General features: G+C 68.6%; 13 protein-coding genes. 8 read left to right on the forward strand and 5 right to left on the reverse strand.

The features are described from left to right. Window positions 1-23: 23 nt before the first annotated feature. The 4 genes from Q0A34_RS07650 to Q0A34_RS07665 all read right to left on the reverse strand — a co-directional run bounded on the left by Q0A34_RS07650 (window position 24) and on the right by Q0A34_RS07665 (window position 5127). Window positions 24-1559, reverse strand: coding sequence for a carboxyl transferase domain-containing protein (locus tag Q0A34_RS07650; protein WP_291479454.1), 1536 nt, complete (start codon window positions 1557-1559; stop codon window positions 24-26). Between the two features lie 56 nt (window positions 1560-1615). After that, window positions 1616-3349, reverse strand: coding sequence for an acyclic terpene utilization AtuA family protein (locus Q0A34_RS07655; protein WP_291479406.1), 1734 nt, complete (start codon window positions 3347-3349; stop codon window positions 1616-1618). A gap of 258 nt (window positions 3350-3607) precedes the next feature. Beyond that, a complete protein-coding gene (locus Q0A34_RS07660; protein ID WP_291479407.1) occupies window positions 3608-4534 on the reverse strand; it encodes a DUF2993 domain-containing protein in 927 nt (308 codons plus the stop codon). Between the two features lie 95 nt (window positions 4535-4629). Beyond that, window positions 4630-5127, reverse strand: coding sequence for a DUF2505 domain-containing protein (locus Q0A34_RS07665; RefSeq protein WP_291479408.1), 498 nt, complete (start codon window positions 5125-5127; stop codon window positions 4630-4632). A gap of 89 nt (window positions 5128-5216) precedes the next feature. Between Q0A34_RS07665 and Q0A34_RS07670 the strand changes: the two genes are divergently transcribed. From Q0A34_RS07670 to Q0A34_RS07695, 6 genes are all read left to right on the forward strand, one after another. Then, complete coding sequence (locus Q0A34_RS07670) at window positions 5217-6350, forward strand: UDP-N-acetylmuramate dehydrogenase (protein ID WP_291479409.1); 1134 nt, start codon at window positions 5217-5219, stop codon at window positions 6348-6350. 37 nt (window positions 6351-6387) lie between these two features. After that, window positions 6388-7737, forward strand: coding sequence for a D-inositol-3-phosphate glycosyltransferase (mshA, locus tag Q0A34_RS07675; protein WP_291479410.1), 1350 nt, complete (start codon window positions 6388-6390; stop codon window positions 7735-7737). A 20-nt stretch (window positions 7738-7757) separates the two neighbouring features. Beyond that, window positions 7758-8336, forward strand: a complete 579-nt coding sequence (locus Q0A34_RS07680) for a YbjN domain-containing protein (protein WP_291479411.1) — start codon at window positions 7758-7760, stop codon at window positions 8334-8336. 66 nt (window positions 8337-8402) lie between these two features. Next, window positions 8403-9158, forward strand: a complete 756-nt coding sequence (locus tag Q0A34_RS07685) for a phosphoglyceromutase (RefSeq protein ID WP_291479412.1) — start codon at window positions 8403-8405, stop codon at window positions 9156-9158. A gap of 37 nt (window positions 9159-9195) precedes the next feature. Continuing rightward, the gene (locus tag Q0A34_RS07690) at window positions 9196-10428 is read left to right on the forward strand and encodes an ATP-binding protein (protein WP_291479413.1); all 1233 of its coding nucleotides are present in this window, start codon (window positions 9196-9198) and stop codon (window positions 10426-10428) included. A gap of 171 nt (window positions 10429-10599) precedes the next feature. After that, window positions 10600-11307, forward strand: a complete 708-nt coding sequence (locus Q0A34_RS07695; RefSeq protein ID WP_291479414.1) for a response regulator transcription factor — start codon at window positions 10600-10602, stop codon at window positions 11305-11307. A gap of 29 nt (window positions 11308-11336) precedes the next feature. Here Q0A34_RS07695 and Q0A34_RS07700 read toward each other — a convergent pair whose 3' ends face one another. After that, a complete protein-coding gene (locus Q0A34_RS07700; protein WP_291479415.1) occupies window positions 11337-12314 on the reverse strand; it encodes a hypothetical protein in 978 nt (325 codons plus the stop codon). 33 nt (window positions 12315-12347) lie between these two features. Between Q0A34_RS07700 and Q0A34_RS07705 the strand changes: the two genes are divergently transcribed. Together Q0A34_RS07705 and Q0A34_RS07710 are read left to right on the forward strand one after the other, a co-directional pair. Then, window positions 12348-13313, forward strand: a complete 966-nt coding sequence (locus Q0A34_RS07705; RefSeq protein WP_291479416.1) for a Ppx/GppA phosphatase family protein — start codon at window positions 12348-12350, stop codon at window positions 13311-13313. Window positions 13314-13586: 273 nt separating this feature from the next. Continuing rightward, window positions 13587-14654, forward strand: coding sequence for a hypothetical protein (locus Q0A34_RS07710; RefSeq protein ID WP_291479417.1), 1068 nt, complete (start codon window positions 13587-13589; stop codon window positions 14652-14654). The last annotated feature ends 78 nt before the right edge of the window (window positions 14655-14732 follow it).

A 14732-nucleotide genomic window follows, 5' to 3' on the forward strand; every position in this document is an offset into this window, starting at 1 on the left:
CTCTCATCTCTCGTTCTCGGCCGTCACATCCGGAAGACACCGAAGGCGTCGGTGCCCTCCACCGGGCCGGAGTGGATGGCGGACAGTGCCATCCCCACCACAGAACGGGTGTCGCGGGGGTCGATGATGCCGTCGTCGTAGAGCATCCCTGACATCTTCAGCGGTGCGGACTCGGCGTCCGCCTGTGTCTTGAGCATGTCGAAGAGCTGCTTCTCCGCGTCCTCGGTGTAGTCCAGGCCACGGGCGCGGGCCGACTGGGCGCTGATGCTGCTCACCACGGAGGCGAGCTGCTCGGACCCCATCACCGCGGACCGCGCGGAGGGCCATGCGAAGACGAACCGGGGGTTGAAGGCCCGGCCGCACATTCCGTAGTGCCCCGCCCCGTAGCTGGCGGCGGTGATCAGGGAGATGTGCGGCACCTCCGAGTTCGAGACGGCGTTGATCATCATCGCGCCGTGCTTGATGATGCCGCCCTCCTCGTACTCGCGACCGACCATGTAGCCGGTGGTGTTGTGCATGAAGATCAGGGGGGTGTCCGACTTGTTCGCGAGTTGGATGAACTGGGTCGCCTTCTGCGCCTCCTCGCTGAACAGCACTCCGCGGGAGTTGGCGAGGATGCCGACCGGGTAGCCGTGCACCTCTGCCCAGCCGGTCACCAGTCCTGAACCGTAGCGGGGTTTGAACTCGTCGAACTCGCTGCCGTCGACGAACCGGCCGATGATCTCGTACGGGTCGTAGGGGACCTTGAGCCCGTCGGGCACGATGCCCAGCAGCTCTTCCTCGTCGAGGACCGGGGCCGCGACATCTTTCGCGGGGGTCTGCCCCTTGCGGCGCCAGTTCAGGCGACGGATGATGGACCGGCCGATGCGCGCCGCGTCCAGTTCATCGACCGCGAGGTAGTCGCCGAGTCCGGAGACGTCGGTGTGCATCTGCGCACCGCCGAGGCTCTCGTCGTCCGTCACCTCGCCGGTGGCGGCCTTGACCAGCGGTGGGCCGGCGAGGAAGACCTTGGAGCGTTCCTTGACCATCACGACGTGGTCGGACATGCCGGGGATGTACGCGCCACCGGCGGTGCAGTTGCCGTAGACGATGGCCACCGTGGGGACGCCCGCCTTCGAGGCCTGGGTGATCGCACGGAACATCGCACCGCCGGGGACGAAGACCTCCTTCTGGCTTCGCAGGTCAGCACCGCCGGACTCGACCAGTGTGAGGACCGGGAGGCGGTTCTCGACGGCGATCTCCTGCAACCGGTTGCATTTACGCAGCGTCCACTCGTTCGATGCGCCACCCTTGACCGTCGGGTCATTGGCGACGATCATGCAGTCCACGCCTTCGACGGTCCCGATACCGCCGACGACTGAGCCTCCCACGGTGAAGTCGGTCCCGTACCCGGCCATCGTGCAGAGCTCCAGGAAGGGGGAGCCCCGGTCGAGGACGGAGTCGATACGCTCGCGGGGGGTCAGCTTGTCCCTGCCACGAAGCTTCGCCAGGGACTTCTCGCCACCGCCGATGAAGGCGGTCTCGTACGCCTCCCGGATCTCGGAGAGCTTCTCCTCCATCGAGGCCCGGTTGGCCTGGTACTCCTCGGAGCCGGGGATCACGGCAGAGGTTGCGGTCATGACGCTTCCTTTCCTTCGCTGCTGGTGCTGAGCAGGCTCACGGGGATGTCGACGTGGCGTGAACGCAGCCACTCACCGAGCCCCTTGCCCTGCGGGTCGAACCTCGCGCCGTGGGCGACGCCCTGGCCGAGAATGTCCTGGACCACGATGTTCACGGCGTTCAGCCGGGGAAGCGGGTAGACCTCGACATCGAGTTCCGCGGTCTCCGGCAGCAGTGTCCTGACGGAGTCCGGCGTGACGGTGGCGAGCAGCCACGGGTAGGCCTCCGGATCCCTCGTCCACAGACCGATGTTCGCGCTGCCGCCCTTGTCTCCGCTCCGCGCGTCCGCCAGGAGTCCGAGCGGAGCCCGCCTGGTCTCTCCGTCCGGGCTGAAGTCGGGGAGCGGCTCGTCCGTCCGGGAGGACCCGAGCTCCGCGGTGGTCTTCGTCGGTGGGACCCGGACGTCGGTGCCGTCGGCGAGGTGTGCGGTGTGTTCCGGGACGTCATTGTCGACGTAGGCGGGCGAGAACGTGCCGTACATGCTCGGCTTCGGAGGTACACCGTCGAAGAACGTGCCGGGCGGGGAGGCCAGGGCGGTGCCCACCACCCCGCGGCCCCACTCGGCGATGCGGTTCTGGTCCGGGTCCCAGACCACGCACACCAGCCGGGCGGATGCGGCGGCCTGGGTGTCCGCGTCCGCGTGGTCGGTACGCTCCAGTCGGTACTCGACGGTGCGGGGACGTGGCTCCAGCTCGTCGAGCTGGCGGGTGAACAGGTCGGCCTTGTCCTCCACGTCCAGTCCCGAGAACAGCACCTGGACCTCGTTGCGGAACCCGCCGAGCCGGTTCACCCCGACCTTGGTGGTGGGGGGCGGGGCCTCGCCGGTGGCACCGCTGATGCGCACCCGGTCACCACCCAGGTCGTCGACCCGGACATGGTCCAGCCGCAGGACAGCGTCCGGGCCCGCGTACCTGGCGCCGGTGACCTCGTAGAGGAGCTGTGCCGTGACGGTTCCGGCGGTCACCGCCCCGCCGGTGCCGGCGTGCTTCGTGATCACCGAGGTGCCGTCGGCGTGGATCTCGGCGAGCGGGAACCCGGGTGTCACCGGCGAGTCGGGGAGTTCCCCCCGGTTGAACCCGGAGTAGTTGCCGCCGGTGGCCTGGGTGCCGCACTCGATCACGTGCCCGGCGGCCATGGCGCCGGCGATCTGGTCGAGGTCGCCCGGCCCCCAGCCGAAGTGGTGCGCGGCCGGGCCGACAACCACAGAGGCGTCGGTGACACGCCCGGTGACGACGATGTCGGCCCCGGCGTTGAGGCACTCGACGATGCCGAACGCGCCGAGGTAGGCGTTGGCGCAGAGGGCGTCAGGAACCGTCGGCCGTAATGGTTCCCGGACGTCGTCACCGTCCACGTAGGCCACCGAGAGGCCGAGGCCCCGTTCGGCGATCTTCTCCCGGAGTGCGTCAGCCAGGCCCGAGGGATTGAGGCCGCCGGCGTTCGTGACGACCTTCACGCCGCGCTCCGCGATCGAGTCGAGGCAGGTGTCGAGGTGGTCGATGAACCGCCTGGCGTAGCCGAGGGTGGGGTCCTTCATCATGCCCTTGGCGAGGATGAGCATGGTGAGTTCCGCCAGGTAATCGCCGGTGAGGTAGTCGACCTCGCCGCCGTCGAGCATTTCTCTCATGGCGCTGTCGCGGTCACCGTAGAAGCCGGAGAAGTTGGCGATTCTCACGGGTGGGGTGTCGCTCACTGGAGCCTCCGAAGGGTGTCGGTGTCGGGGGATGGTTCTGACCGTGAACACTGTGGTTCGATGATCGAAATCATGAGGTCAGTTGTAGCATCTGAAAACAAGCAGTCGTGACTGATTGATTCGATCGGTCCAGAGGAGCATCTGGTCACCCCTGTCCGGGTGTGGTCCCACGGCGAAGGCCCCGGACTCGTGGTCGAGTCCGGGGCCTTGGGGTGGGGCCTTGGGGTGGAACCTGTGGTGGGCCGGGAGGCCGGTCGGTCAGCTGTCCTGTCGGCTGTCCTCCGTGAAGCCGGAGGTGCTCGAGGAGACCTCGTCGAGGCTCACGTCGGTGCCGTGGAGCCGGACCTTCAGGCCTCCCTCGGTGATGTCCGCGCTCTGGATCTGCAGGCCCTCCACGTCATTGACGGTCTCCTGCAGTGAGTCGGTGAGCGACTGGACCATGGACTCCGGCAGGTCCATGCCGAGGATGCTGAGGTTGTCCACGCGGAAGTTCATCGCGCCGTCCTCCACGACCGGGGTCATGCTCAGTGTCGCCAGGCCTCCGGTGATCTCGAGGTCCATGGTGTTCTCACCGGTGTTCATGTTCACGCCGGTCACCTCGATGAGCCCCTCGAGCAGGCCGCCGGCATCCCCGCCGTCGCCACCGTTTCCGCCGTTGGCGGAGGACTCCGCCTGGGACTTCTGGATCTCGGCGAGCAGGAACTCCGGCGGCAGGGTGGTGTCCACCGCGATCTCACCGGCGGTCGCGTCGCCGGTGTCGGTGGACATGTCCTTCGCGTTGATCCTCATCTCCGGCTGGCCTGTGACGACCGGCCGGGACTTGTCGGAGTCCTCGTAGGAGACGTCCAGACTGGAGGGGATCGTCGCGTCGAAGGAGGGGATCTTCCCCTGGGCGATCCCGAGGAGGAGGGGGGAGGTGCCGAAGCTCACGGAGGGGTCCTCGGAGAGCTTCGTGCCGTTCTTCTCCGCGGACGAGCGGATCTCGTCGACCACGGTGTTCTTGGCGTAGGCGCGAACGCCGAACTCTGCGGCGGCGGCCAGCAGGGCCAGGACCACGACCAGGATGAGGAGGATCTTCCACCACAGGCCTGACCGCCTTTTACCGGCGGTGCTGCCGTCCTGCCCGGAGTGAGCCCCCCAGCTCTGCGGGGCGGCGGGTTGTCCGGTGTTGTTTGAAGTACTCACCGGACCAGTGTGAACCATCACTGCCCGTCGGCGCCAGGGATCCGCCGTAAATACGGTGGATTATGCGGAGACCCGCAGGTTGGTCCGGGCCTGGATCAGAGGTTCTCCTTGATCCAGGTGTCGATCAGGGTGTTCTCGTTGGCGAGGATGTCGCGGACCGTGTCGGCGACCTTCGGCTCGATGACCGGGCCGACCATCGGGATGGTGACGTCGATGTCGGCGTCCGCGGTCAGGGTGGTGGAGTCGCCCTCGCCGGTCAGGGTGAGCTCGGCGCCGAACTTCACCGGTGCGCCCTTGACCTCGGCCTGCATCTCACCGTTGACGACGCCGTCCTTCTCGGCGCCGAAGGTGACGGTGCGCTTCAGCTTCAGGTTCTGCGAGACCATCGAGCGCACGGCCTCGGGCAGGGCGTCGGTGGGCAGGACCTCGTAGAGAACTGCCTCGATCGGGTCGGCGGAGAAGGAGTTGACCTCGCCGGGAACCTCGGAGATGTTCTTGGCCTCGTACTCCCAGTACTCCTTGGAGCTCAGGGCGGACAGCACCTTGTCCAGGGGGTGATTGACTGTCGTTGAAGACTCGATGTGTGTTGTCATGCAGAAAGGCTAACATCATAAGTGTGCAGCGTCCTGATTTTAGATTCCATTCGCGAACAATTGCGTCGACCTCGCCAGTAGTGGCCCGGTTGGCGGCGCGCGACGACGTCGAGCTGTCCTCACGGAGCTTCGCTGAACTGACGACCCTGCAGGTCGGCGGTTCGCCGGCCCTGGTGCTGTCCTGCCGCTCGGCCGACGCCGTCGCGGAGGTCGTCGGAGCGCTGGACGCAGAGGACGTCCCGCTGCTGGTCGTCGGGGGCGGATCCAACCTCGTCGTCGGCGAGGACGTCGCGGACATCGTCGCGGTCGTCCTCGAGCCCTGCGGGGAGCCGGAGGTCGACCGGGGGACCGGCCTGGTCCGGGCGTTCGCCGGGCTGGTCTGGGACGATGTCGTCGCCGCCACGGTCGACGCGGGGCTCGGCGGCCTGGAGTGCCTCTCCGGCATCCCCGGGTCAGTCGGCGCCACCCCGGTGCAGAACGTCGGGGCCTACGGGGCCGAGGTGTCCCAGACCCTGCACCGGGTGCAGTTGTTCGACCGCTCCACCGGCACCACCTCCTGGGTGACCCCGGAGTCCCTGGACCTGGCGTACCGCTACTCCAACCTGAAGTTCACCTCGCGGGCCGTGGTCACCGCCGTGGAGTTCCGGCTCACCACCGACGGCCTGAGTGCCCCGCTGCGTTTCGGCGAGCTCGCCCGACGTCTCGGCGTGACCCCCGGTGACGCGGGGCAGGACGGCGACGTCCGGCGTCCTGTGGCCGAGGTGCGTGACATGGTGCTGGAGCTGCGCCGGGGCAAGGGCATGGTGCTGGATCCGGACGACCACGACACCTGGTCGGCCGGGTCGTTCTTCACCAACCCCGTGGTGGACGTCGCCACCGCCGACGAGGTGCAGCGTGCCGTGGCCGCCACGCACGGTGCGCAGGACGCCGCCACGATGCCGCGGTTCGCCGCGGGGACGGACGGGGCGGGCGCCCCGCTGGAGAAGCTCTCCGCCGCCTGGCTCATCGAACGCGCCGGGTTCTCCCGGGGGTGGCACGTCCCCGGCAACGACCGGGCGGGCCTGTCGACGAAGCACACCCTGGCGTTGACGAACCGCGGCTCTGCGATGTCGTCGGACATCGTGGACCTCGCCCGCGCCGTGCGCGACGGGGTGCGCGGGACATTCGGTGTCACCCTGGTGCCGGAACCCGTGTGGGTCGGGGTCTCACTCGACGCCGGGTGACAGGGCGCGTCGCGGGTGGGGCGTATCCTGGGACGCTATGCGCGTCGCGATGATCTCCATGCACACCTCCCCGTTGGAACAGCCCGGTATCGGGGACGCCGGAGGGATGAACGTCTACGTCCGCAACGTCGCCGAGCACCTGGCGTCCCACGGTGTGGAGGTGGACGTGTTCACTCGGGCAACCCGCGCCTCGCAGGGTGAGGTCGTCGAGGTCGCACCGGGCCTGCGGGTGGTCAACTGTGTGGCGGGCCCGTTCGAGGGGCTGGCGAAGGAGTCGCTGCCGACCCAGCTCGCCGCGTTCACCGGGTCCGTGCTGTCCTTCGTGCGCCGGGAGGCCGGTAGTTCCGGGGAGGCGGGGAACCGTGTGGACCGGACGGGTGCCGGACACTACGACCTGATCCACAGCCACTACTGGCTCTCCGGGCAGGTCGGCTGGCTTCTGCGGGACCTGTGGGGGGTGCCGCTGGTGCACACCGCCCACACGTGGGCGGCGGTGAAGAACCTCGGTCTCGCCGACGGCGACACCCCGGAGCCGGAGTCCCGCCGTATCTGCGAGCAGCAGATCGTCGACAACGCCGACCGCATCATCGTCAACACGCAGGACGAGGCGGACGCGCTGGTCACCGCCTACGACGCCACCGGTTCCGGGCTCGCGGTCATCTCGCCGGGGGTGGACGTGGACCGGTTCACGCCGGGGTCGGACCGGGCGACCGAACGGTCGCGCCGGGAGCTGGGCATCCCCCTGCGGGCGAAGGTCATCGCGTTCATCGGCCGGCTGCAGAAGCTCAAGGGCCCGCACATCCTGCTGCGGGCCGCCGCCGACCTGATCCGGCGTCACCCGGAGCAGAACATCCGTGTGGTGATCTGCGGCGGCCCGTCGGGCACCGGGATGGAACGGCCGGATGAACTGCACGACCTCGCCGCCGAACTGGGTGTCTCCGGTTACGTCCGGTTCCTCTCGCCGCGGCCCCCGGAGGAACTGGTCAGCGTGTACCAGGCCGCCGACATCATCGCGGTGCCCAGCTACAACGAGTCCTTCGGTCTGGTGGCACTGGAGGCGCAGGCTGCCGGCACCCCGGTGGTGGCAGCCCGGGTCGGCGGGCTGCCTCTCACCGTCACCGAGGGGGAGAGCGGCCTGCTCGTCGACGGACACGACCCGGCGGACTGGGCGCGCGCCCTGGAGTCGCTGGTGATGGACGACGACCTGCGCAACTCCATGTCGGACGTGGCCCCCGCCCACGCTGCAGAGTACTCCTGGGACGTCACGGTGGAGAAGATGATCGCCGAGTACCGCGACCTCGTCGACCGGTGGCGGGCCCACGGATGCTCCGAGCCGGACGTCGCACTCACCTCACTGGCCTCCCGGGACCCCAGCGGTTCGAGGTAGCGGCGGGTAGATTCGTTGCCATGGAACTACAGCAGCTGACCGACCTCCTGGAAGCCGCCGAGGTCGACTACGAGGTCTCCAACGGGGTCGCCGTCGTCGTCCTGCCCGGTGAACGCCGACTGAAGACCAACACCCTGTTCATCCCGCAGGACGGGATGTTCCGCGTCGAGGCGTTCGTGTGCCGCGCGGTGGAGGAGGCCCACGCCGAGGTCTACCGGCTGCTGCTGCAGCACAACCGGAAGGCGTTCGGGGTGCACTACACCCTGGACAACAACAACGACATCTACCTGGCGGGCCAGTTCCCCGACACCACCACCGCCGGGGACGTCCAGACCATCCTGGGACAGGTTCTGGAGCTGGCGGACGGCGACTTCAACCACATCCTGGAGCTCGGGTTCGAGACGTCGATCCGGCGCGAGTGGGAGTGGCGGATCGACCGCGGGGAGTCCACCCGCAACCTCGAGGCGTTCCAGCGGCTGCGGCCCGGGTACCGGGAGGAGCGTGCCGACGACAGGGCTGACAGGGCTGACAGGGCTGGCCGTGCCGGCCGTTCGGGTTCCTCGGCGCCACCGGTCCCGCCGACCGCGCCCACGGCCTGACCCCCGCGGCGCCGGTCTTCACGGCTACCCTGTGCGACGGGCCAGGGCGTGGCAGAATAAGGAACCATGAGTGACAACAACCACGGCACACTGATCCTCCTCCGCCACGGCCAGAGCGAGTGGAACGCATCCAACCAGTTCACCGGCTGGGTCGACGTCGACCTCACCGACCAGGGCCGCGACGAGGCGGTCCGCGGCGGGAAGATGATCGCCGACGCGGGCCTGGAGCCCACCGTCCTGTACACCTCCCTGCTGCGCCGCGCGATCACCACCGCGAACCTCGCGCTCGACGCCGCCGACCGCCACTGGATCCCCGTCGTGCGTGACTGGCGGCTCAACGAGCGCCACTACGGCGCGCTCCAGGGCCTGAACAAGGCCGAGACCAAGGAGAAGTACGGCGAGGAGCAGTTCATGGCCTGGCGTCGGAGCTACGACACCCCGCCGCCCGAGCTCGAGGACGGCAGCGAGTACTCCCAGTCCGGCGACCCCCGCTACGCCGACCTCGCCGAGGTTCCCCGCACCGAGTGCCTGCTGGACGTCGTCAAGCGGTTCGTCCCCTACTACGAGACCTCGATCCTGCCGCGACTGGAGGCCGGCGAGACCGTGGTCGTCGCCGCCCACGGCAACTCGCTGCGCGCCCTGGTCAAGCACCTCGACAAGATCTCCGACGAGGACATCGCCGGTTTGAACATCCCCACCGGGATCCCGCTGGTCTACCGCATCGACCAGAAGGGCAGCGTCCTGAACGCCGGCGGCGAGTACCTCGACCCGGAGGCCGCCGAGGCCGGCGCCGCCGCCGTCGCCGCCCAGGGCGGGAAGTAGAGGCCCCGGGGGACGGTCGACAGGACATCGGGTCGTGATGACGTCAGCATCCTTCGCCCTGCTGGCAGGGGGAGTCCTCGCCGGGCTGCTCGTCGGAGTCGCCGTGACGGTGATCGTGGTGGTGGTCCGGCGTCGGGCCGAACACCGCGAGGAGGAACGTATCCGCCGGGAGACCCAGCACAACCGGGTGTCGACCATCGCACAGGTGATGCACTTCGCCCTGGAGTCGTCCCCGTTGGGGGTCGCCGTGGTCGACCAGCGTGACGACGTGGTGTACACCAACCGCAGTGTCCACGAGCTCGGTGTGGTGGATCGGCGCCACCTGGTTCCCGAGGTCTACAGGCTGGCACAGCGGGTCTTCGACGACGGCGAGCCCCGCGACAGCGTCCTGCACCCGGGGAACTCCGCCGTGGGACCGGTGTTCTCCGTCGCCGTCACCGTCCGGCGGCTGACCTCCGTGGACGACCGGTTCGTGGTGGTCTACGCCGCGGACAACTCCGAGAGTCTCCGGATGGAGGCCGCGCGCCGCGACTTCGTGGCCAATGTGTCCCACGAGCTCAAGACCCCGGTCGGGGCGATCTCCCTCCTGGTCGAGACGATGCTGGAGGCCCGCGAGGACCCCGACACCGTGGAGTACTTCGGCAGTAAACTCCACGCCGAGACCCGGCGGATGTCGACGATGATCTCGGAGCTGATCGGGCTGTCGAAGCTGCAGGGCGCTGAGCCCCTGCCGGACGCCCGCCCGGTGAGCGTGGACCGGGTCATCGACAAGGCCGTGGAACGTTCCCGCGTCGCCGCGGAAGTCGAGAACATCGAGCTCGTCACCGACGCCCCCGGCGGCGCCTGGCTCACCGGTGACGAGGAGCTGCTGGTCACCGCCGTGACGAACCTGATCGCCAACGCCATCAACTACTCACCGGACGACACCCCGGTCAGCATCAGCCGCGCCGTGCGGGGCCAGTCCGTGGTGATCAGGGTGACGGACCGGGGCATCGGGATCGCCCCCGAGGACCAGAAACGGGTCTTCGAGCGGTTCTTCCGCGCCGACAAGGCCCGCTCCCGGGCCACCGGGGGGACGGGCCTGGGCCTCGCCGTGGTCAAGCACACCGTGATCAACCACGGGGGGAACGTGTCCCTCTGGTCGCAGCCGGGCACGGGGTCGACCTTCTCCCTGGAGTTCCCCGTGCTGGACACCGAGGCCGTGCCGGACGAGGGTGTCCCGGACCAGGAGCGGTTCACCGCCGCCGAACTGCTGCCGAACCGGGACTGACCGGGACTGGCAGGGACAGGCCGGGCGCCACCGTGACCTTCGGACTTCACCCGGCAGGATCGGTGTGCGGAGTTTACAATGATGTCGTCCCGAAGCAGTCTCCCCGCAATGTCCGTCATTCACCCCGGCCGGTTCGCGGCCCACAGTCTTCCGTGAGGACCAGAATTCCCTATGCCCAGTGACCGTCCCACCGTCCTGCTCGTCGAGGACGAGGAATCACTCGCTGAACCCCTGTCGTTCCTCCTGCAGAAGGAGGGCTTCGGTGTCTACACCGCGGCGGACGGGCCCACCGCCCTCAAGCTCTTCGACGCACACGGTATCGACCTGGTGTTGCTCGACGTGATGCTCCCCGGCATGTCCGGGACGGACGTGTGCACCCAGCTGCGTGCGGTCTCCTCCGTGCCGGTGATCATGGTGACCGCCCGTGACAGTGAGATCGACAAGGTCGTCGGCCTGGAGATCGGCGCGGACGACTACGTGACCAAGCCCTACTCCGCCCGCGAACTCATCGCCCGTATCCGTGCGGTGCTGCGCCGCGGCGGCGACAACGGTGCCGACGAGGGGGAGGGCGACGACGGGATGGTGCTCAGGAGCCGGCGCGTGATCCTGGACGTCGAACGGCACACCGTGACTGTGGACGGTGCCCCGGTGTCTCTCCCGTTGAAGGAGTTCGACCTGCTGGAGTACCTGATGCGCAACGAAGGGCGGGTGCTCACCCGTGGCCAGTTGATCGACCGGGTGTGGGGCATCGACTACGTCGGTGACACCAAGACCCTCGACGTGCACGTGAAACGTCTGCGGTCGAAGATCGAGGAGACACCGTCCGCGCCGACGATGCTGGTCACCGTGCGCGGCCTGGGGTACAAGTTCGAGGGGTGAGCGGGGGAACCCGGTGAGCCGGTCGCCCGTCAGGAGTGGCCGGGCCCGGCGTCACAGGCACGGGAACCGGCCTTGTCTCCGTCTCCCGACGGCCCTTCCGCGGCAGCGGCGGCGGCCGTGGCGGGGTGGATCGACAGCAGCGGGAACCCGGAGGGGGAGTGGCGGGCAGCCTCCTCCCGCTGACGGCAGTGGGCGGCGACGACCTCGTACGCCTCGGCGCCGATGAGTTCGCGTAGTTCGTCGGCGTGGGTGGACCACAGTGACTCGCCGCCGGTGTGGCACCCCGGGTCGGAGGTGCAGTACCAGTCGAAGTCCTCGCCTCCGCCGCCCCAGCCCCGCCGGGTGTACTCGGTGACGGTGGTGCGCAGGACCTCGACGCCGTCCGGCCGGGTCTCCCAGTCCTCGAGCCGGCGCAGCGGCAGCTGCCAGCACACCTCCGGTTTGGCGACGGTGAGGGACACGTCGTTCTTCAGTGCCCAGCCGTGGAGCGCACAGCCGGCGCCGCCGGGGTGGTCGGCACGGTTGGCGAAGACGCACGCGCCGTGGTGCACGCGGGTCTTCAGGGCGGGTTCGGGTTCCCCGGAGTCGGTGTCGTCGCCGTCAAGCTCGTCCCAGACGAGCCAGGGCTCCACCTCGTCGTCGCTGTCCGCGCTCTCCATGACCAGGGACCTGAGCTGCCAGTCGTCGTCGGTGAGGTGGGGGACGATCTCCGCGAGTGCACCCCGGTCGTCGTCGTCCGTGAGGAAGGCCCCGTGGACGCAACAGCCCACGTCAGGGTGCTCGGCGTCGATGCCGTGGCAGGCGTCTGTGCCGAACCTGCACCGGTAGGTGGACAGAAGCCACGTAAGATCGACGGAGACGATGTGTTCGGAATCCGCCGGATCGGTGAACTCCAGGTACTCGCGCGGATGGTCGGCGGGAGTCTCCTGTCCTGAACGCACCGCGAGATCGGCCGGGGTGCCTTCCGGGTAGCCGCTGGTGATGTCGGAGAGAACAGAATGTGTCACGGTGAACACCGTAGACCGGATAGGGTGAAAACCGTGCGACTAGGTGTCTTGGATGTGGGAAGCAACACTGTCCACCTCGTGGTGGTGGACATGGCTCCGGGCGGTCCGCCGACCCCGATGAGCAACTGGAAGACCCCGATGAGGCTGGTGGAGTACCTCGACGACGAGGGTGCGATCACCACGAAGGGCATCCGCAAACTGATCAAGGGGGTCGGTCTCGCCGCGGAGATGTCCGAGCAGTTCCACTGTGACGAGATGCTGCCGTTCGCCACCTCGGCGTTGCGCTCGGCGACGAACTCGGACTCGGTGCTCGCCCAGGTCGAGGAGGAGACGGGGGTGCGGCTGCGGATCCTGTCGGGGACGGCGGAGGCGGAGCTGACGTTCCTGGCGGTGCGCCGCTGGTTCGGCTGGTCGGCCGGACGGATCTGCGACCTCGACATCGGCGGCGGGTCGTTGGAGATGTCGGTGGGGGTCAACGAGCTTCCCGATGTGGCGGTGTCGGTGGATCTCGGCGCGGGGCGTCTGACCCACGACTGGTTCCGCACGGATCCGCCCAGCCGCAAGGAGATCAAGGCGCTGGCGGCGCACATCGACGAGACGTTGGAGGAGCCGGTGGCCCGGCTCAAGGAGGCGGGTCCGGTGGACCTGGCGGTCGGTACGTCCAAGACGTTCAGGATGTTGGCGAGGCTCACCGGTGCGGCGCCGTCGTCGGCGGGGCCGCGGGTCCGCCGCGTGCTGACCCGCCCGGGTGTGCGCCAGTTGACCTCCTTCATCTCCCGGATGACCGCCGCTGACCGAGCTGAGCTGGAGGGTGTGTCCGCGGACCGTTCGGCGCAGGTTGTGGCGGGGGCCCTGGTGGCGGAGTCGACGATGCGCCACCTGGGTATCGAGCAGCTGCAGCTGTGTCCGTGGGCGTTGCGTGAAGGGGTGATCATGCGTCGTGCCGATGCCGAGGACGCCGCAGACTTCGACCCGAACAACAAGGTGGACAAAGGGTAGCGACGCCGCATTGTCCGGACATCGGGGTCAACGGCGGTGTCAGGTGGCGGATCTACGCGAACACCGGGCGGTAAAAGTCCTGGTAGCCTATAATTTCCCGGTGGTCACCTGTGAGCGTTGATCCACCGATGTGGGCTGTACACGTGATAACTGTAAACTGTCACCTGATAATTTAGGCATCAGTGTCGGTCGTCGGAAATGTGCGGCGACTTCTGCGGTGTCTTGTGCCCGCCATCCGGACCGGCGGGAGATGACCGATGATGGGAACGACGGATGAGTGAGAAGCTGACAGTTGCGGAGCTTATGGCCCGCAACGCCAAGGACGGTGCTGGCAGAGCTAACCGTCCCAGGCGTCGACGTAATCTCGAGGACGGCGGGGTCTCGGTCTCCGAGCTGACCGGGTCCATTCCCGTCGTCAGTGACGAGGACATCGAGCAGGACGAGGCGCAGCGCGCCGGGGAGTCCGCACCTGCCGGCACCGACGTCGTCGACAGTGCCGCCGGAGCCGACAGTGCCAGTGGTGCCGCCGTCGCGTCGCCGGGTGCCCACCCCTACCGCGGTGGGCACCAGCTCGCCGACGGCCCTGTCGGGAAGGTGAGCCCCGAAAGCCCCGAGATCCCCGGGACCTCTGAGGAGCCTGACGCCGCTGTGGAGGACGTTCCCACCTCCGGTGCGGACGCGGCTGACGGTATCGAGGAGGGCGTCGAGGAGGACGTCGAGAACGACGTCGTCGATGGTGAGGTGGTCGAGGAGGTCGTCGAGGAGCCTGCCGACGACTCTGACGACACTGACGACACTGACGAGGCCGGCTCCGTCGGGTACGTTCCTGCGGCCGGTGAGCCGGTGGCGCCTGAGCGTACCGGGGACGTACTGGGCGACCAGGACGACCAGGACGACCAGGACGACCAGGACGCCGCGTCGGGTGCCGCGGAGACCTCCGTGCTGCCGCGTGTCGGGGCGGAGTCCGCGGAGACGGCGGAGGCCGGGCGTGGGGCTGAGCCGGAAGCCGAGGGCTTTGACCCGGAGGACCCGGAGGGGCCGGTCGACCCGGAGGACCCGGACACCATCATCGAGTACGAGGACGACGCGATCTCGTGGCCGGCGCTGCTCGGCCAGACGGCTGTCGCCCTGGTCATCGGCGTCGTCATCTTCTTCGGCTTCACCCTGCTCTGGGACAAGCTGGGCACCGCCCTGGTCCTGGTCATGTCCGGCGTGGTCACCCTGGTGTGTGTGGGCGTCGTCCACGCGCTGCTGCGCCACCGGCACACCCTGGTGCTGATCCTGGCGTTCATCGTCGGCCTGGTGATCACCCTCGGGCCGCGGCTCATCATGTCTATCTGACCCGACCCCCGGTAGGCACTGACCGGCCCCGGCGGACCCCGGAGTGGCGAGCTTCACTCCCGCGTGGCACGCTGGGGC

Origin of the sequence: Corynebacterium sp. (assembly GCF_022712195.1) — a bacterium.
In the GTDB taxonomy this organism is placed as follows: domain Bacteria; phylum Actinomycetota; class Actinomycetes; order Mycobacteriales; family Mycobacteriaceae; genus Corynebacterium.

Coding starts and splice junctions, on each gene's coding strand:
- Q0A34_RS07650 (WP_291479454.1), bottom strand. CDS start 1,559: ATGGAGGAGAAGCTCTCCGAGATCCGGGAGGCGTACGAGACCGCCTTC.
- Q0A34_RS07665 (WP_291479408.1), bottom strand. CDS start 5,127: ATGACAACACACATCGAGTCTTCAACGACAGTCAATCACCCCCTGGAC.
- mshA (WP_291479410.1), top strand. CDS start 6,388: ATGCGCGTCGCGATGATCTCCATGCACACCTCCCCGTTGGAACAGCCC.
- Q0A34_RS07680 (WP_291479411.1), top strand. CDS start 7,758: ATGGAACTACAGCAGCTGACCGACCTCCTGGAAGCCGCCGAGGTCGAC.
- Q0A34_RS07685 (WP_291479412.1), top strand. CDS start 8,403: ATGAGTGACAACAACCACGGCACACTGATCCTCCTCCGCCACGGCCAG.
- Q0A34_RS07690 (WP_291479413.1), top strand. CDS start 9,196: ATGACGTCAGCATCCTTCGCCCTGCTGGCAGGGGGAGTCCTCGCCGGG.
- Q0A34_RS07695 (WP_291479414.1), top strand. CDS start 10,600: ATGCCCAGTGACCGTCCCACCGTCCTGCTCGTCGAGGACGAGGAATCA.
- Q0A34_RS07710 (WP_291479417.1), top strand. CDS start 13,587: ATGAGTGAGAAGCTGACAGTTGCGGAGCTTATGGCCCGCAACGCCAAG.